This is a genomic window from Rhodococcus sp. C1 (genome assembly GCF_020809065.1).
Classification (GTDB): domain Bacteria; phylum Actinomycetota; class Actinomycetes; order Mycobacteriales; family Mycobacteriaceae; genus Rhodococcus_F; species Rhodococcus_F qingshengii.
This window is the reverse complement of sequence record NZ_CP078080.1, coordinates 2,046,194-2,064,665: the sequence shown is the minus strand read 5'-3', so window position 1 is coordinate 2,064,665 and position 18,472 is coordinate 2,046,194. Positions and strand designations below refer to the sequence as shown.

Annotated in this window: 14 protein-coding genes; 3 read left to right on the top strand and 11 right to left on the bottom strand. The window is 62.7% G+C overall.

What is annotated here, in order from left to right:
• Positions 1–11: 11 nt before the first annotated feature.
• A complete protein-coding gene (glmS, locus tag KTR60_RS09495) occupies positions 12–1,874 on the bottom strand; it encodes a glutamine--fructose-6-phosphate transaminase (isomerizing) (protein ID WP_003940837.1) in 1,863 nt (620 codons plus the stop codon).
• 112 nt (positions 1,875–1,986) lie between these two features.
• Here glmS and KTR60_RS09490 point away from each other — a divergent pair, with 112 nt between their 5' ends.
• Entirely contained in the window at positions 1,987–2,826 is an 840-nt protein-coding gene (locus KTR60_RS09490) for a chlorophyllase/cutinase-like alpha/beta fold protein (RefSeq protein ID WP_003941000.1), read from the top strand.
• A gap of 241 nt (positions 2,827–3,067) precedes the next feature.
• On the opposite strand, the gene KTR60_RS09485 is transcribed toward KTR60_RS09490, so the two are convergent.
• The 9 genes from KTR60_RS09485 to eccCa all read right to left on the bottom strand — a co-directional run bounded on the left by KTR60_RS09485 (position 3,068) and on the right by eccCa (position 13,748).
• Entirely contained in the window at positions 3,068–4,132 is a 1,065-nt protein-coding gene (locus tag KTR60_RS09485) for a hypothetical protein (RefSeq protein ID WP_228402063.1), read from the bottom strand.
• Between the two features lie 80 nt (positions 4,133–4,212).
• Positions 4,213–4,518: a hypothetical protein gene (locus tag KTR60_RS09480; protein WP_162114143.1), complete on the bottom strand. Its 306-nt coding sequence runs from the start codon at positions 4,516–4,518 to the stop codon at positions 4,213–4,215.
• Positions 4,519–4,628: 110 nt separating this feature from the next.
• Positions 4,629–5,966, bottom strand: coding sequence for a phosphoglucosamine mutase (glmM, locus tag KTR60_RS09475; RefSeq protein WP_007728598.1), 1,338 nt, complete (start codon positions 5,964–5,966; stop codon positions 4,629–4,631).
• A gap of 154 nt (positions 5,967–6,120) precedes the next feature.
• Positions 6,121–6,630: a 30S ribosomal protein S9 gene (rpsI, locus tag KTR60_RS09470; RefSeq protein WP_007728596.1), complete on the bottom strand. Its 510-nt coding sequence runs from the start codon at positions 6,628–6,630 to the stop codon at positions 6,121–6,123.
• Positions 6,627–7,070 carry a 50S ribosomal protein L13 gene (rplM, locus tag KTR60_RS09465; RefSeq protein ID WP_003940842.1) on the bottom strand — a complete coding sequence of 148 codons (444 nt, stop codon included), beginning with the start codon at positions 7,068–7,070 and terminating at the stop codon, positions 6,627–6,629. The genes rpsI and rplM overlap by 4 nt, the downstream gene beginning before the upstream one ends.
• A 290-nt stretch (positions 7,071–7,360) precedes the next feature.
• Positions 7,361–7,654 carry a WXG100 family type VII secretion target gene (locus tag KTR60_RS09460; protein ID WP_042449746.1) on the bottom strand — a complete coding sequence of 98 codons (294 nt, stop codon included), beginning with the start codon at positions 7,652–7,654 and terminating at the stop codon, positions 7,361–7,363.
• A 100-nt stretch (positions 7,655–7,754) separates the two neighbouring features.
• Positions 7,755–8,060, bottom strand: a complete 306-nt coding sequence (locus KTR60_RS09455; protein ID WP_003940986.1) for a WXG100 family type VII secretion target — start codon at positions 8,058–8,060, stop codon at positions 7,755–7,757.
• A gap of 184 nt (positions 8,061–8,244) precedes the next feature.
• Entirely contained in the window at positions 8,245–9,747 is a 1,503-nt protein-coding gene (locus tag KTR60_RS09450) for a type VII secretion-associated protein (protein WP_050655861.1), read from the bottom strand.
• Positions 9,744–13,748 (bottom strand): type VII secretion protein EccCa, encoded by a 4,005-nt coding sequence (gene eccCa, locus KTR60_RS09445; protein ID WP_228402062.1) that lies wholly within the window; start codon positions 13,746–13,748, stop codon positions 9,744–9,746. The genes KTR60_RS09450 and eccCa overlap by 4 nt, the downstream gene beginning before the upstream one ends.
• A gap of 236 nt (positions 13,749–13,984) precedes the next feature.
• Here eccCa and eccD point away from each other — a divergent pair, with 236 nt between their 5' ends.
• Positions 13,985–15,451 (top strand): type VII secretion integral membrane protein EccD, encoded by a 1,467-nt coding sequence (eccD, locus tag KTR60_RS09440; protein ID WP_083057798.1) that lies wholly within the window; start codon positions 13,985–13,987, stop codon positions 15,449–15,451.
• 14 nt (positions 15,452–15,465) lie between these two features.
• Positions 15,466–16,878 carry a type VII secretion-associated serine protease mycosin gene (gene mycP, locus KTR60_RS09435; RefSeq protein ID WP_204855605.1) on the top strand — a complete coding sequence of 471 codons (1,413 nt, stop codon included), beginning with the start codon at positions 15,466–15,468 and terminating at the stop codon, positions 16,876–16,878.
• A gap of 14 nt (positions 16,879–16,892) precedes the next feature.
• On the opposite strand, the gene eccB is transcribed toward mycP, so the two are convergent.
• Positions 16,893–18,359 carry a type VII secretion protein EccB gene (eccB, locus tag KTR60_RS09430; protein WP_080726634.1) on the bottom strand — a complete coding sequence of 489 codons (1,467 nt, stop codon included), beginning with the start codon at positions 18,357–18,359 and terminating at the stop codon, positions 16,893–16,895.
• Positions 18,360–18,472: the final 113 nt, after the last annotated feature.

Sequence of the window (18,472 nt, the reverse complement as noted above, 5' to 3'; positions counted from 1 at the left end):
TCTAGCGAAAGCTACTCGACCGTAACCGATTTCGCCAGGTTACGCGGCTTGTCGACGTCATAGCCACGCGCCGCGGCAACCTCGGCCGCAAAGATCTGCAACGGAACCGTGGACAGCAACGGCTGCAGCAGAGTCGGTGACGCCGGAATCTCGATCAGGTGATCCGCGTGCGCCGCGGCGACGGTGTCGCCTTCCTCAGCGATGACGATAGTCGTCGCCCCGCGCGCCTTGATCTCCTGAATGTTGGACACCAACTTCGAGTGCAGGACAGCGCGGCCCTGCGGCGACGGCATGACGATGATGACCGGAAGGTCCTCCTCGATCAAGGCGATCGGGCCGTGCTTGAGCTCACCGGCGGCAAAGCCCTCGGCGTGCATGTACGCAAGCTCCTTGAGCTTGAGCGCACCCTCGAGCGCCACCGGGTAGCCGACGTGACGCCCCAGGAACAGCACGGTCGACGCGTGCGCGAACTGGCGCGCCAACGCGCGCACCGGTTCTGCCGTCTCGAGCACCTTGCTGACCAATGCGGGCATCGCTTCGAGGTCGGCGTACTCGCGGGCGACCTCGTCCGGATACTTGGTTCCGCGAGCCTGCGCCAAAGCCAAACCGACGAGGTAGTTCGCGGTCACCTGCGCCAGGAACGCCTTGGTGGACGCGACCGCGATTTCCGGTCCTGCCCGCGTGTAGAGAACTGCGTCGGCTTCACGCGGGATCTGTGCACCGTTGGTGTTGCAGATCGCCAGGACGCGTGCCTTCTGGTCCTTGGCGTGCTTGACAGCCTCGAGCGTATCGGCCGTTTCCCCCGACTGCGAGATTGCGACAACAAGCGTCGAGCGATCGAGAACCGGGTCGCGGTAACGGAATTCGCTGGCGAGTTCGACCTCGACAGGTAGACGCGTCCAATGCTCGATCGCGTACTTCGCCAACAGACCGGAGTGGTAAGCGCTACCGCAAGCGACAACGAACACCTTGTCGACGTCGCGCAGTTCCTGATCGGACAACCGCTGCTCGTCGAGGACGATCTTCCCGTTCTCGAAGTGGCCGAGGAGCGTGTCGGCGACAGCGGTCGGCTGCTCTTCGATCTCCTTGAGCATGAAGTAATCGTGACCACCCTTTTCGGCGGCCGCGAGATCCCAGTCGATGCGGAACGGGCGTCCTTCTGCCTCGTTACCCGCGAAGTCGGAGATCCGGTAGCTGTCGGCAGTGATCACCACTGCCTGATCCTGTCCGAGTTCAACCGCATCGCGTGTGTGCTCGATGAATGCAGCGACGTCGGAGCCGAGGAACATCTCGCCCTCACCGACACCGACTACGAGCGGTGTCGAGCGGCGCGCGGCGACAATCGTGTCCGCATGATCAGCGTGCGTGAAGACGAGCGTGAACGCACCTTCCAACCGACGAACCACCGACAGCGCACTCTCGATGAAATCACCTGCCGTCGGCCCCTGGGCGTACGCCCGGGCGACGAGGTGAACCGCGACCTCGGAATCCGTGTCGCTCTGCAGTTCGACGCCTGCAGCCTCGAGCTCCGCACGCAGCGGGGCAAAATTCTCGATGATTCCGTTGTGAACGACAGCCAGCTTGCCCGAGGCATCACGATGCGGGTGCGCATTGCGGTCCGTCGGACGCCCATGCGTCGCCCAACGGGTATGGCCCATACCGGACGTACCGACGAAGTGATCCGCACCGTACTCGCCGAGCTCCGCCTCGAGGTTGGCCAACTTACCGGCCTTACGCTCGATCTCGACCCCACCGGTTCCGTCGAGAATCGCGATTCCCGACGAGTCGTACCCGCGATACTCCATTCGTCGCAAAGCCTCCACCACAACGCCCAGAGCTGGGCGGTGGCCGACGTATCCCACGATTCCGCACATGGTGACTCAGGGTACTTGGACATCGGCGGTGGGCGCATTTTGCGGTTCCCGCACCTGGTTGCAGCGTCCGCTCCGCATACACGAGGCGGCTCATCGGATAACGTCTTCAACCGTGGCACCGAAACTGAAGACACTGACCCGTGAGCTGTCCAAGCGCGGCCCGCACCGAGTTCTCCGCGGCAACCTCGCCCTGGCCGGACAGCCGGGTGTCGTGTACACGCCGGAAACCGGTTTCAATCTCCCCGCCGTTGCCTTCGCGCACGGGTGGATGGTCGGGTCCCACAAGTACGAGCAGACACTCCAGCACCTCGCTTCCTGGGGAATTGTCGCAGCGGCGCCCGACAGCGAACGCGGTCCGGTCCCGTCACATCTCGGATTGGCTGCAGATCTTCGAGCGACGCTCGACATCTGCGTCGGCGTGCGACTCGGCCCCGGCCAGATCAGCGTCCAACCCGATCGGGTCGCCTTTGCCGGTCACGGCATGGGCGCGGGCGCTGCGGTACTGGCCGCAGCGCAGCGCGGGGATGTCGGTGCGGTAGCCGCACTGTTCCCGGCCCCGACAGCACCCAAGGCGGAGAACTACGCGTCGAAGATCACAGCGCCCGGATTGATCCTCGCCGGCGAAGACGACGTCGATTCCTTGACCAGCAATGCCCGGCCGCTGAGCGTGGAGTGGGGCGGTCCTGTCATCGCACGTACCGTGAATGACGCCCAAGACGCCGGACTGATCGAAGGCCGCCGACTCCTCGGCGCCCTGGGCCTCGGTGGATCGGAGCGCAAGACGCAGGCCGCCACACGGTGCCTGCTCACGGGCTTCCTGTTGTTCCATCTGACCGGCGACAAGAAGTACAAGGATTTTGCTGATCCCGACGTCGAGATTCCGCACACGGCGCCGTTGCTGCCGGTCGAACCTCACTCCGACGCGCGGGCCAGCCAGCTGTTGCGTAAGTAGGAGTCCGTACTCGCCACCGACTCCGGCGGCGAGCACGGCGGCGTCGGCGTCGGCTCTGACGCGGATCGCAGATACGGGCCGGACCTGACCGGCCCATCCGTGTCATTCTCGGCGGATGTCGTTTCGGACGGCGGCTCCTGGTGCGATTCCGCGCTCGTTGCGGCCACTCTGCGCTCACGGAAGTCGTCGAGTTGAGAATCGAGGGTTCGACGGATCGCTTCGAACGGCGCGTGAACGGACTTCACAGCGGACCAGCTCCGGCCAACTCAGCGCCCGTCTCTCCGTCGGGAGCCACGATCGACTCGTCGGGGACTGTGTAAGGCGGCTCCGGGTCCGGCGCGGGCGAGAACTCGGCGTTGGATTCAACCGGCACCTCGTGCTCGCGAATCTCAGGGTCGGGAGTTTCGGGCTGGAGTGTCGCAGGCTGGGACGCTTCTTGCGGGCGCGCCTCGTGCAGCGACATCTCCGGATCGGCATCGAGCACTATTCTCGGCCAACCATTTTCGCTCAACTCCAGGGTGGCCGACACAGAGTTCCCGTCAGCACCTGCAACATCCAGACTCACCCCACGACCGTCGGACGCAATCGAGAAGCCCCAAGTGTTGCCGCCGATCGAGAAAGAGACAGGAGCGGCGGCGACACCTGATGCACTCGGCTCGGCGATCGGAAAGGTTGACGTGAACGCGTCTGTCACCCACTGGGTCGCGGCGTCAAAAGCATGACCAACCGCGCTCGCGCACTCCGCACACGCCCTGTCGAATTCATCGCGAGTATCGAGATACGCCGAACGAAAAACCGTGTCCAGCCATGGCGCCGCACCACGACCGGTGGAAGCGACGTGAGTCAGCTGGTCGATCTCCCCCGCACCCAGACCGCCGATCGTCGCCCGGTCGAGGCTTGCCACCTTGAAAGCCTTGTCTGCCAAAGCCGTTCGAACCGTCCGCGCGAACTCGTCGGCCAGCGTGATCAACAGTGGCGCCGAATCCGCATCGGACCGAGCTTCACGCCGCGCCGCGAAGGCCTGATCTACGACCGCACCCACGCCGGAAACATTCCACACTGAAGGAAGATTCTCCGCCAGGGTCGTCAGCATCGCGATCTCGGCGACCGAACCGTCCACCGCTGCGGCCATGTCCGACGCATCTCGCATTAGTGCCTCGAAATCGATACCGGCCTCTGCGCGATACGCATCCTCGTAGGACGAAAGCATCCGTTCTTCGAAGCCCAACCGAGAGGCCAGGTCGTGAAATCGATCGAAGAACTGCAATCCCCTCGCACCAGCATCCAGGATTTCGTCGGGACGCACGCGTGAATCACGCAGTGCAAGAATATCTTCGACGCAATAGTAGCTGTTTGGTACTGCCTGTGCGGTACCGCTCGTCGGTCTCATGAGACCGACCCGCTGGAGTCTCGCAATCGCCGCGCACCCTGATCGTCCACCTCAGCGATCACCTCAGCCGAAGAGGAAAGCCGAGGCGCCAACGTATCGAGAAGATCGGCACGCCCCGTCAAGCGTGAATTCAGGACCGCCAATGCCGATGCCAACGCGGCTCCATGCTCGGCGTAATCACGGCCCGAAACGGCACCGCTGAATCGCAGACGCCTGATCGGGTCCGCAGAATCGCGCAGAGCCTGGGCCACCGACACCGCTTGGCGTGCCAATTCATCTGTTCCAGCGCGGTCGACATCCACGAGCGCCCCCAAGTTTCAGCGGAACCACTCGCACGTCGAGCGGCCTTTGACTCCTTGGACGCAGCAGGGCGCAATTACGTTCCCTCAAAACGCGAACGCGTAATGAGGGGCTAAACCGAACCGACGATCTCGGCCAACTCGTCGGCCAGCTTCTGCGCGAGCGGAAGTTCGGTGGCCTCGACCATGACGCGGACCAGTTGCTCTGTCCCGGACGGGCGCAGGAGCACGCGACCACCGTCACCGAGGACGCGCTCTGCGTCCGCGACTGCTGCGAGTACCGACGGCGATGCTGCGACTGTCGCCTTGTCCCCGACCTTCACGTTGATCAGAACCTGCGGGAGGGTTGTCATCGTTGCGGCCAGTGCGGATGCCGACTTACCCGTGCGAGCCATGCGTCCGAGCAGCCGGAGGCCGGTGAGAATCCCATCGCCCGTGGTGCCGAACGCCGGCAACACGACATGGCCTGACTGCTCGCCGCCGAGGCTGTATCCGCCCGCGCGCAGTTCCTCCAAGACGTAGCGGTCGCCTACGGCAGCAGTCACGATGTTGATACCGGCCTCGCGCATCGCGATGTGCAAACCGAGATTGCTCATGACAGTCGCGACGAGAGTGTTCTCGACCAACTCGCCGGCGTCGTTCATCGCGATCGCCAGAACTGCCATGATCGCGTCACCGTCGACCACCGCTCCGGTCTCGTCGACGGCCAGGCAACGGTCGGCGTCGCCGTCGTGCGCGAGGCCTAGGTCCGCCCCGTGATCGACTACGGCTTTCTGAAGATTCTCCAGGTGCGTCGATCCGCAGCCGTCGTTGATGTTGAGGCCGTCGGGATCGGCGCTGATCGCGATGACGCGAGCGCCCGCTGCCGCGTAGGCAACCGGTGCGAGCGCGGAAGCAGCGCCGTTGGCGCAGTCGACCACAACGGTGAGTCCAGCGAGTGGCTCGCTCGCCGCGCTCGCCAGATGCGCAAGGTACAGCTGAGCGGCGTCGTCGACCGTACGGACGCGGCCGATCCCGGCACCTGTCGGTAGGACGGGCGGTGCAGTGCCGTCGAGTGCATCCTCGATCGCCACCTCGACAGCATCATCGAGCTTGTGTCCACCGGCTGCGAAAATCTTGATTCCGTTGTCCGGCATGGGATTATGCGATGCAGAGATCATGACACCGAGACTGGCGTCGAGCTTTGCCGTCAAGTATGCAACTGCCGGAGTCGGAAGAACACCCACGTCGAGCACGTCGACACCCGCGGAACTCAATCCTGCGGTCACCGCGGCTTGAAGCATCTCACCGCTGGCGCGAGGATCGCGGCCGATCACGGCGGTCGGACGTTCGTCCGCGGTATCGGCTGTCAGTACGCTCGCCGCGGCAACTGCCAATCTCAATGCAAGATCTGCAGTCAGATCCGAATTGGCAAGTCCACGAACACCGTCAGTACCGAACAACCGACCCATAGAACGACTCCTGAATCCTGTGAACCTCGAGAAGGGAACTCGAGAAGGGAATTTCTCCGAGAAACACAAGAGCGAGCGTCCGGTAACGATGGACGCCCGCTCTTGTGGTGAACAGGTGCCGAAGCAGACCCGTCGGGTCAACCTCGGCAAAGCATCAGCGCTTGGAGTACTGCGATGCCTTACGGGCCTTCTTCAGGCCGTACTTCTTACGCTCGACCGCGCGGGCGTCACGCGTCAGGAAGCCTGCACGCTTGAGGGCCGGACGATCATCAGGGGTTACCTCGATGAGTGCGCGCGCGATAGCCAGACGCAGTGCGCCTGCCTGACCGGACGGGCCGCCACCGTGCAGCAGTGCAATGATGTCGAAAGACTCGGGACGCTCGACGAGCACCAGCGGAGCCTTGATCAGCTGCTGGTGAACCTTGTTGGGGAAGTAGTCCTCCAACGTACGACCGTTGAGCTTGAACTGACCGGTACCGGGAGCCATCCGGACGCGAACGACAGCCTCCTTGCGGCGACCGACGGTCTGGACCGGGCGATCGAGGACGATCGGTGCGAGCGTAGCTGCAGCAACCTCTTCGACGACCTCGACTGCGTCAGAGACAAGCTCTTCCACTGCTTCGATGTTCTCTTCGGACACGTTCTGCTCTTCCGGCGATGTCACTGTGCGACCTGCTTGATCTCGAACGGCACCGGCTGCTGCGCGGTGTGGGGGTGATTCGGGCCCGCGTAAACCTTGAGCTTGCTGCTCATTGCGCGGCCGAGCTTCGTCTTGGGGAGCATGCCGACAATGGCCTTCTCGACGAGACGATCGGGAGTCCTGTCGAGGACCTCACCGACAGTGCGGGACTTCAGGCCACCCGGGAATCCGGAGTGGTGGTAAACATTCTTGCCCTGCAGCTTGTTGCCGCTGATGGCAACCTTCTCTGCGTTGATGATGACAACGAAGTCACCACCGTCGATGTGCGGCGCGTAGGTGGGCTTGTGCTTGCCACGCAGCAAGTTCGCTGCCTGAACGGCAAGACGGCCGAGCACCACGTCAGTGGCGTCGATGACGTGCCACGTGTGGGTCACATCTCCGGCCTTCGGGGTGTACGTAGACACAGATCTTCCTCGTCTTAATTCATTCCACTGCTGACCATGTGCGTATCGCGTAAACGATCCTCGGCGGCCAGTTGAGACCCGAGAACCGCCGGTCTCCACGCATTTCTGCCGGAGCCCTACGGCACGCCACCGATAGACGATACCGGTCTACCCGCTGCCAGGTCAAAGCGCAGCCATTCCTGCCAACAGCATCATCGTCCAGCACAGCGACGCGAGCGATCGACATGCGCCTGCCCCGGCAACCTGACGGTACCGGGGCAGGCGGGGTGTCATCACGGCATGGGATGTTGTCAGCGACCGAACCCGTTTGCGGCGATCCGATCAGCTTCCTGCATCTTCTCCGAGCCGCTCGCCGTCGCTCCGGCGATCTGCGCGAGAACCATGTTCAGTTCTTCGGAAGCCTGGGCCCAGCGACGCTGTGCGTCGTTCCACGCTTCGGAACCTGCCCCTTCCCAGCCTGCTTGCAGCTTGTCCACGACAACCTTGATGTCGCCCTGTTTGTCGTTGATCGCTTTGGCCTGCTGTTTCATCTGATCGGACAGCATTGCGAGGCCGCTGAAGTCGTACTTGATCCTGTCGGACATAACTGCTCCCGGTTCGGTGTGACTGGAGAGAACTTGTGAGAACTAACTTGTGAGAACTACTGGCTGAGGATTGCTTGACCGGACGATGAAGTGCTGGCGGTCAGGACATGTTCACCGTCGCGCCGCGAAGCGAGCTGACGTTGTCGTCTTCGGTCGAGTCGAAGGTTCCCGCGGCCTGTTTGATCTGCTCGCAGATGTCGGTCAGAGCTGTGTCCAACTTCAGGGCCGCGCTGTTGTATCGCTCCATGATTCCTGCGTATTCGACCTGCGCCGCACCGTTCCACGAATTGTGCGAAGCGTCGGCCTCCGACCGAACAGCGTTGACCAGCCCCCTGATGTCACCGAGATGTCCGTCGATGGTCCCCGCCGAATCGATCAATTCAGCGGTAGTTGCGGTAAAGCCCATGTCGTCCCCCTGGATTCGGTGAGTACCGTTCGGTATCGGCGATCACACACAACGGGCTTTGTCCGTCGGATGTGCACCGGGGTCGAGCGGAACTCCCTGATGTGCGCTACACATACTTTGACGCGACCTTCGTACCAACGGTTCCGGCCCGACCGAAGAATATTTTCAGAACCGACCGATCCGGTCACGGTGTGAATTCGACCGACTGCCACATCCGCAGGCAGTCCGCTTCGAGACTGCCCCACTCACCGACCAGATACTGGCAGCCGATACTCACTTGCCGTCCGTTGTCGACGTATACGTGCCAACGCACCTCGGAGAAATCGTCCGGAAACTCGACGTACACCACTGCCCGTTTTCCTGCGGCATCGTCGAGCACAGCAAACTCTGCGAACCGCAAGGGGTCCTCGAACGTCGAAAACTGCTGACGCAAAACAGCTTCGACGGAATCGAATCCCACACCTTCCGCAAGACGTTTCTCGATGACCACGATCTTGCGATCCGCACCCGAACCGGGTACCAAATCGGTACGCCCGCTCGAGGTCCCTCGCGACAGAAGCTTCCAATCGGAAGGCAATTCTGCCGCAACGCTTCCCACGTCCACACGAGTAAGTTCCGGAGTGGCCCCGGACTCGATCGACGAGATCGAAGTCTTCGGTGCAGGCGTTTCCTGCTCTTTCGACGCCTCCACGATCTCGACTTCGACTTCCGCCGTGGCTGCGACCGACCCCGCCAACCGAGAATCGCCTCGATCGCGAGTGGACACCACGACCGTTGCTGCGACCGCACCGGCGACGGCGACCACCGCAAGCGCCGCCGCGAACCATCGACGGCCTCTTCGCCGCCCGCCGACGCGACGCGGCGAAGAGGCATTCGAGTCCGCGCCAGAAATCGACTTCGCGCCATCCGTATCGCCTACCCACCCGGCGCCGAAAGCCGAATTGTCGACAATTCGTCCCGAACTGTCCCGCGCGGTTGTCTGGCGAACGAGCGTCTGAGGATCCACCAGAGACGCAGCCACCCGGCTCTCGTCCAGAATTCGGATGCTCGCGTGGCCGTGAACATTCGTCGACCCCCGTTCGAGCGAAGCCGCAACAGCATGAGAGCTCGGCCCGACCAACACCACAGCGTCCCGAACCGATAGATCCCCGATTGCGGAAAACAACCCCGCAACGTCTGCGATCTCCGAACTTTGTGTTCCGTCGATTCGGAGTTCACCGTCGACCTCAGCGACAACAGAAGCGACCACCGTTCCGCCTCGCAGTTCGAGGACGACACACCGCGATCGCCAAGCCGTATGAGCCGACCTCGCCGCCGCGATCGACGTCGGAACGAGTACGACGTCGTGCGCCACTCGACGTGCGGCATCGAGCAATCGCCGCCTGCGTGGGGCACCCCAATCCGAGGGATGACTGAGATGAAGAATGTCTGCGTCGACGATTCCGCACCCGTCCATCGCACTGGAGATCAGCCTGGCCACCTCCAAGACTGTCGGGACAACCCGACCATCCACGTCGACATAATCGTCGTCGATGTAATCGATCGCATTCTCGCCGGCCGCACCGGGGCCCGACGCCGGTTCGCGTCGGAGGTCTGCACTGCAACAGAATTCGCGTTGACCCGATACGACCCAGATATTCGATGCACCCCAATGTAACGAGACCGACACTGCGGACGGAGCGGTCACAGCGGTGGCATCCACGGAACTTGGACAAGTTGGGTTTGCGAGCGGGAAACGTAGACCCCACGGCCTTCCGGCATCGCCGACGCGCGGACAGTGCCGACGAGATTTCCCTCGTCACGGCTTCCGCTCATGATCAATCCGGCCGGCGCCATGTCGCGAATTCTCGCAATGACCGGCTCGTACAGTGCTCTGGCCGCACCACCGGAACGGCGGGCAATAACCAGGTGCAAACCGATGTCCTTGGAGTGCGGAATGTATTCGAGCAACGGCGCCACCGGATTTCCACTCGGTGTGGCCACAAGGTCGTAGTCGTCGATCAGTACGTAAATCTCCGGCCCACTCCACCACGACCGTTCCCGCAATTGCTGCTGCGTTGTTTCGGCGTTCGGCATTCTGGCAGCGACGATCCGAGCCAAGTCGACCATCAATTCACCGAAGGTCGTCGACGACGCCGAGTACCCGCCGAGGTGATTCCCTTCGACCACGCCCAGCAGGGAATGCCGATAGTCACCGATGATCAGCTTGGCCTGGGCCGGTGTGTTCGACGCGATGATCCCTTCGGCTATTCCACGCAAGAGAGATGTCTTCCCACACGCGGTGTCGCCGAATATCAACAGGTGCGGGTGTTCCCGGAAGTCCATGTACACCGGGGCGAGGTCGGTCTCACCGAGCCCGATCGGCACCGTGAGGCACCGACCGTCGGCCGCGCTCGTTGAGGGCCACCGGGTCCCGACAGCTTCGAGAAGTTCTGCCCGCGAGTAGAAATCCGGGAGCATCCGCACGGTGGGTGCCGGACGCGAATTCGACATGGCTGCAATACGTTCAACCGTCGCCACCACAGCCGTACTCGAGTTCTCACTACCCGGTAGGCCGTCGATTCGAGGTAGTCCGGTGAGAAGGTGGAGTCCGTCGCGAGTGATGCCACGACCCGGTCGACCTTCCGGCACCAGGCCGGCTTTCCGGCGACCCGCATCCGAATCTCCCGGATCACCCAAACGAAGTTCGATGCGAGTACCCAGTTGATCCTTGAGTGCCGGCCGGATCTCGGCCCACCTCGACGTCGTGACGATCACGTGTACACCGAAGGACAAACCTTGACCGGCGAGCATGTTGATCTGGGGCTCGAGTGATTCGAAATCCGAACGAACGCTTGGCCAACCGTCGACGACGAGGAAGACGTCACCGTACGGGTCCTCTCGGAGTCCCGCAGCCTCACCTTCCCCGGTGGGATCAGCTGTTCGCAATCTACGGAAATCGGCCATCGATTCGATGCCGAGGTCACGAAACAGTCGCTCCCGTTTAGCGACCACACCGAGTACCTCGGCAACTGTGCGCCGGACGCGGTCGGAATCCAAGCGGTTTGCCACCGATCCGACGTGCGGCAGATCTTTCAATCCGAGGAGCGTTCCACCGCCGAAGTCGAGGCAGTAGAACTGAATCTGTTCCGGCGTGTGCGTCATGCTCAGAGACAAGATCAACGTGCGCAACGCCGTCGACTTTCCCGACTGCGGGCCGCCGACAATCGCGAGGTTGCCAGTCGATCCGTTGAGATCGGCGACGAGTAGATCGCGGCGCTGATCGAACGGCCTGTCGACTATGCCGAAGGGAGCGCTCAGATTTCCGCGAGGTTGATCACCGGTCGCCCACCGCGGCAACAACTGGTCAAGCGTCGGAGATGACTCGAGCGGCGGGAGCCACACTTCATGCGCACGTGGACCGTGACCGCGCATGCGGTCTACGAGGACTCCCATGAGAGTACGTGCATCGTCACCGATTTCACCCATGTCGACGACGTCGGGCTCGACGGGAACGACAACGGCCTCTGGTCCGATCACGGGCTTCGCGGTAAACGGCAGCGGCGCCAGTTCGACGGGGGAATCGACCGAGAATCGAGTGGGCACGATCCGCTCGCCCTCGTACGGGCCTGACACGTACGCACCTTGGAAGCGAACGATCTCAGCAGAATCGGACTTCAGGTATCCCGCACCGGGTGTGCCCGGAAGGTGATAAGCATCGGGAACGCCGAGGACGGAACGAGACTCGTTCGCCGAGAACGTTTTCAACCCGACGCGATACGAAAGATGGCTGTCGAGACCCCGGAGCTTTCCTTCGTCGAGTCGCTGACTGGCCAGCAGCAGGTGAATGTGAAGTGACCTGCCCAATCGCCCGATGGCCACGAACAATTCGGCAAATTCCGGCTGCTGACTGAGCAGTTCGGAAAACTCGTCGACAACCACGAAGAGTGCCGGCAAGGGATCTAGTGCAGCGCCGGCCAGCCTCGCCTTCTCGTAATCGGACACGTTTGCGAAGTTTCCTGCCGCACGCAACAGTTCTTGTCGACGATTCATTTCGCCGGCGAGCGCGTCCTTCATACGATCGACCATCGCCAATTCCTCGGCAAGGTTGGTGATGATCGCAGCAACGTGCGGCGCCTCCTCGAGGCCGAGAAAGGTTGCACCGCCTTTGAAGTCGATCAGGACGAGGTTCAGTGCGTCGGGAGAGTGGGTCGCGATCAGGCCGAGCACCAAGGTTCGCAGGAACTCCGACTTGCCAGAACCGGTGGCTCCGATACACAGCCCGTGCGGACCCATACCGTTCTCGGCCGACTCCTTCAGATCCAGTTCGACGGGGTTTCCGTCTTGTCCGACACCGATCGGCACACGGAGTCGGTCGCGCCCCTGACGTGGAAGCCAGCCATGCTCAGGATTGAACCTCGCAACGTTTCCTATCCCCAACATCTGGCTCCACGTCCGAAGGGATCGGTCGTCGTCAGCTGCGTCGACGGCATTCTGCGATGCCGCACGGAACGGTGCGATGCGACGGCCGAACGCCTGCGCCAGGCTCGTCGTCGCAGCGTCGGGCCTCGCAAAGTTCTCAACTCCTGCGCTGCTCACCGCGCCGATCTGATCGCTACCGACGACCAGTCGCAAACCACGCGTCGCCACCAGCCGCGGGCAGAACCCGCACAGGTCGAGGACGGTCACCGAGTCGAGCCCGGAGTCGGACAACAGGCCGGTGTCACCTTCGAGCAAGCCACCGTCCACGACCAGCACGAGATGCGGAACGCCCGCACTGGCTGGAGTGTTGCGAGCGAATCGAGCACGCATCGAAAGCGGTTCCCCGAGGGAACTTTCGAATTCGAGATACGAACCGAACACCATGCGTGCAGTGCCGGTGCCGTCCTGAGACTGCGGGTGTTGCACGTGTGGGAGCCACTTGACCCACTCCCACTCGGATTCGGTATCGGGACCGCACACCACCGCAACTTGGACCGTGTCCGGACCGTGGAATGTGCACAGTTGCATCAACATCGAGCGGACAAGCGCGCGAGCGGAATCTCTCTGCCCCTCGATGGACATCGCAGCAAACCCGCGAAGCGAGACGGCGGTCGGCAGGTCCTGCACAACCGAATGTGCACGGACGAATCGCCGAAGTGAGACAGCAGCGACGGGTTCGAGATCCTCGACCGGCCCGGTCTCCGGAGACACGAGTCTGGTGGCCAATCGCTGTGTACCCAGACCTACCCGAACGTGGCAGTAGTCCGAGTCGGTGATCTGACGCTCCCACATCCGCACAGTCCCGGCCAGTGTCCAGAGCAGCGACGGCTCGGGATTGCTCCACTCGAGAGCAGCACGCTGCGCACCAGTCGTCGCAGCAACATCACTACGCATCTGATCCAGGTACCGGAGGTAGTCCTTGCGGTCCTCGTTCGCTTCGGACGCTCTTGCTCCACCGCTACGACCGCCCCCGGCGAGCATTCCGAGCATCGACACCATCATCATGACCGGAAACAGCAGGGACATCGGATTGCGCGCCATGCCGGAAGAGAACATCAGCGCCACCATGCCGATCATGGCAACCACCATGATCACCGGAAGTAGTTTGGTCAGTAGGTTTCCCGGCGTGACGCGAGGTATCTCCGGTGGGGGCTGAAGCGTCACCTCGCCGCCCGGTGTGCGCGGCGATTCACGGCGTGCTCGACGCGCAAATCTGACAGTGCTCAATTCACCCACCCCCATCGGTGCTGCAGCTGTTGCCGCCAGACGCCTCGTCCGACTACCGCCGGCCCCCCCAAGGCGTACTCGCGCAATTGCAAGAGAGTAGATCACAACACCGACACTCGGGTCGGTGCCACCTGTTGTCGGCGCTGTCTCCGATACAGGCGCGCAGTTCATGTCGTATTGTTCGGGTGAACTGGGGTGACGCGAAGGGGGAATCGCGTCATGGGAGGGGACAGATCTTGACCAGCACCACTACAACCAGCGCTGCGAACACCGGAAACGGACGAGGCGCGAGTCATTCTGCCGAACTGTGCAGGTTGACGGTACTTTCAGCCCATTCGCAGGTGGATCTTGCGGTGCCGCTTCGTGTTCCACTCACCGTGGTCATTCCGGGCATTGTGGACACAATTGTCAACCACAGCAATTTCAACGAGTTCGACCACACCACCGAACAATTCGAGCCCGTCGACTGGACTCTGTCGAAAGTCGGCAGGGCACCGCTGGCACCGACGCTGTCGCTGCACGAGCACGGAATCCGCGATGGAGAATTGCTCGTACTCGAGGCCTCGGACACCGCTGCCCCGCCCCCACTCTTCGACGACATCATGTACACCGTCGCGGCCACGGATGCGGACGTCTACCGACGCTGGACTCCGGTCACCGCGCGCATTGTCGGCTCGACCGCCGCCCTCGTCGCTGCGCTCGTCGCGGCCCTCGCCCTGGTCCTCGGCGACACGGGACTGATCGGCGCCGTCTGCGGCGGAGTGACGTCTTTGGTGCTCACCGTCGCCGCCGTCGTGGCAGCGCGGGTGTACGGAGACTCTGGAAGTTCCGTCACGCTCGGATGCGCTTCGGTGCCACTGGCGTTCGTCTCCGGCGCACTCTGCGTGCCCGGCACTGTTCTTTCGGCTCATCTGCTTCTCGGTTCGGCATCTGCCGCTGCGGTAACTCTGATCTGCTTCCGCTTGTGCGGCACCGGATTAGCTGTCTTCACAGCACTTCTCGTCGTCCTTCTCGCGGCGGTGGGCACCTTTGCCGTCACTACCACGCTTCCCGAGGCGCGCACCGCGACCGTCAGCGGCGCGGTGATTGCCGCCGCATTGATCGTTCTCACGTTCACCGCTCGACTGTCGATGTTGTTCGCGCGACTACCGCTTCCCCCTGTTCCGACGCCGAGTAATCCCCTCGACGACGACCGCGACGGACTGCCCGAACCCGAACTACCCGGGCTGACCGAGTTGGCGGAAAGGGCAGGGCGGGCGCGTAGCTATCTGACTGGGCTGATCGTGGCCACGTCAGTGGTCGCGCTCGTCGCTGCCGTCGCACTCGCGTGGTCCTGGCCTGGTCAGGGGATCGTCTGGCCGAATCTTGCTCTCGCATTCGCGACGGCCGTCGTGCTGATGTTTCGCGGGCGCACCTACGCGGGCGCACAGCAGGCTGTGCCACTCATCGCGGCAGGCATCTCGGTGATTCTCGTTCTCCTGGGCGACATGGCATGGACCCATCGCGACCATGCATTGGTCGTCTTCGCCATCACGATGACCGTTCTCCTCCTGGCACTGGTTCTGGGAATCCTTGCCCCCCAGAACACATTCAGCCCCGTGATGCGACGCGCTGCCGAGCTGTTGGACCTCGCTGCGATTGCAGCAATCGTTCCGCTGATCTGCTGGGTCAGTGGCCTCTTCGCGCTCATGCGTGGCCTCTGAGCGATCGGTGATCGATGGTGATTCGACGGGCAACAAACATCTGCGCCAGTCTCGTGATCGTTGCCTTCAGCGTTCTCGCCGGGGCAGGTGGCGCATCGAGCGCGGTTCCCTCCCCCATCGATCCTGCAATGCTGCCCGAGGACGGTCCGCCTGCACCTCCACAACCCACCGAACAACGAACCCTGTGCGTCCCAGCCGTGGCAGGTGGTGACGGTGCGGACATTCCACGTTCTCAACGAGATCTGGGATTCGATTCTGTGTGGCCGATCACCAGAGGGGCGGGACAGCGAATTGCTGTCATCGACACCGGTGTCAGCAGACATCCCCGGCTGCCATCGCTCGACGGCGGCGGTGATTACGTCGGTACCTCCGACGGCACCGACGATTGTGACGCACACGGAACTGTCGTGGCCGGTCTCATCGCCGCCCAGCAAGTCGAGGGTTCCGGATTCTCCGGAGCTGCGCCTGACGCACAGATAATTTCGATCAGGCAGTCCAGTGCCGCCTTCTCGGTGGCCGGCCAACGCGAAGACCCTGCTGTAGCCGAGAACTCATCCGGGTACGGAAACGTCGACACCATGGCATCGGCCGTCCGTCACGCTGCGGACATGGGTGCAAGCGTCATCAACATCTCCGAAGTCGCCTGCAAGCCTGCCGGGGACGGGATCAGCGACCAACGACTCGGCGCTGCAATCGAATACGCCACGATCGCGAAGAACGTCGTAGTCGTCGCAGCTGCAGGGAACGTCGGATCCGGAGGTTGCAAGAACCAGAATCCGCCGCCGGATCCCCTCAATCCCCTAGCCGATCCATGGAACTCGGTTGCGACGATTGCCAGTCCGGCTTGGTACGACGACTATGTCCTCACGGTCGGCTCGGTAGACCCCAATGGCGCCGCCAGTTCCTTCAGCCTCGGCGGTCCGTGGGTCGACGTGGCGGCGCCCGGCACCGGAATCACCTCACTTCACCCGACGTCGCCCGGTCTGACCATCGGGGTGTACGGCTCCGACGGCGCCGTACAGTCGTTCAACGGGACCAGTTTCGCTGCGCCCTTTGTCGCGGCGACCGCCGCACTGGTCCGGTCGGTTCACCCGGAACTGACTGCGCTTCAGGTCATGCAACGTATCGAAGCCACCGCCCACGCTCCGGCGCAGGGTTGGAATCCCTACGTCGGTCACGGCGTCATCGATCCACTTGCGGCAGTGACGGGCGAATTGGCCCCAGGAGAACGCGTCAAGGTCAACCATCAGTCGGTGTCGATCGATCCCCTACCCACGCCGCCGACCCCCGACAACCGATCTCGCGACACGGCACTCGTCGGAGCCGGAACGGTCGGCACCCTCGCCCTACTGACGCTGTTGGCATCGATGCCTCTTCGTCGAGTAATTCGTCGACATCTTCCCGAACGCCAGAACATCGATCCCTGAACCGTCAGCAGTGTTCAGTTCACCGGAGCGGCCGGCGCTGTATCGGGGGCGATTCCGTCGTGAGCTATCAGTGCATTGCTCTTCTCGAGCGCGGGACCTGATGCAAGTAGGTCGAGCATCTGCCAAGGCGCGCGATCAGGCGTTCGCGTCAATCCGAGCGCGCGAGCGGAGATTTCGTCCGGTACACCGTACTTCACACCGGTATCGGCTACGTAGAACACTCCGTCGTGCCTGGTGCTGTTCGTCTCGATTCCGGTCGCTTGAACAAATCCGCCGAATCCCTGTTCGACATGGACGTTGTCGAGATTGTCACCCGATCCGTCCGCCTGCGCCAAGGACACCAACTTGCCACCCTCCGGGATCGGAACCTGCAATCCAGCGACAAGTTTCAGCGTTGCAGAACTACTTTCGGCGCCCTCGACTGCAGGTGAGGGAGCCCATTCCAGACAGCCGACAGGTGCGCCGTGATCATCGACGATCTCCGGAACCACCCGCGGCAACAAGTCGACGGCCAGCTCACTCACCGAGGGAATACGACTGATGGCATCAGGGGTGACGCTCGCGATCCCGGTGGCGCCCTGCGAATCCGAGAAGTAGATCAGTTGGGCGAGCGCCGCACCGATCTTCTGGATCCCGTTCTCGAGTACCACGTAGTACTGCGGGTCCGCACCCACCGAAACCTGGACGACGGAGCCGACAGTCTTGTTCTGCAGAGGAAACCGGGGCGCCGATCCCAGTTGGCGGATTCGCGGAGCCTCGATGCGCGGAACTTCGGGAATCGAATTGAGGAATCCGATACTGATCGGTCGCGCCTGTGCTCCTTCCAGGCCCAAAGCCCGCATGATCGCCGGATCGTCCACATCGATTTCCGCTCGCTTCCCGTCGTACACGAGAAAGTGATCGGAACCCGACTTCACCAGGAATGCACGGTCATTCGTCAGATATGTCGTGTTTTCGCCGACATTGGACGAGCCGACCACGACCGAAGTCGTCAACGATTTTCTCCCGTCGGATCCGACGGAATCGCACACCGTCCACGCGGCGTTGGTAGGGTCGGCCGATTCCGGCAGCGCGGACGGTGCGCCGGGAATGCCGACGAGCGCGCCCCGGGGTTTCGCCTCGACCTCGGATGCCTTGACTATTGCCGGTTTTCCTGGCGAACCCAGAATCAGTCGTGCGGAGGCCAAGTTCAGCACAGGGCGAAACGTACCCTCCATGGCGACGAACATCGCGCCCGATTCCTTTGCAACGACGATCTCTGCATCGCCGATTCTGTCCTGTGGCCGAAACAGAGCGAGTACAGCGCAACCCGCCAATCCCAGTGCAGCGAGGACTATTCCGACGGTGAACGCGCGCGACTGTGATCGCATCGGATCGTGAAGCATCCGCACGTCTCGTCTGACCAGCGCATGTTCCATCCGCCTGACCAAGAATCGGTACCCGTTGACCTGCCAGCGCGTGGTAGGTGTCGCAGCCATCATTCCCCCCGTGCCTTACATCCCCTTGCGAAGACACAGTACAGTTCCGCTGGGGCGGAAATTTTCGGGTAGTTCGCAGGTCAGGTATCGGGGAGGAACCGTGGACCGATCGCGGT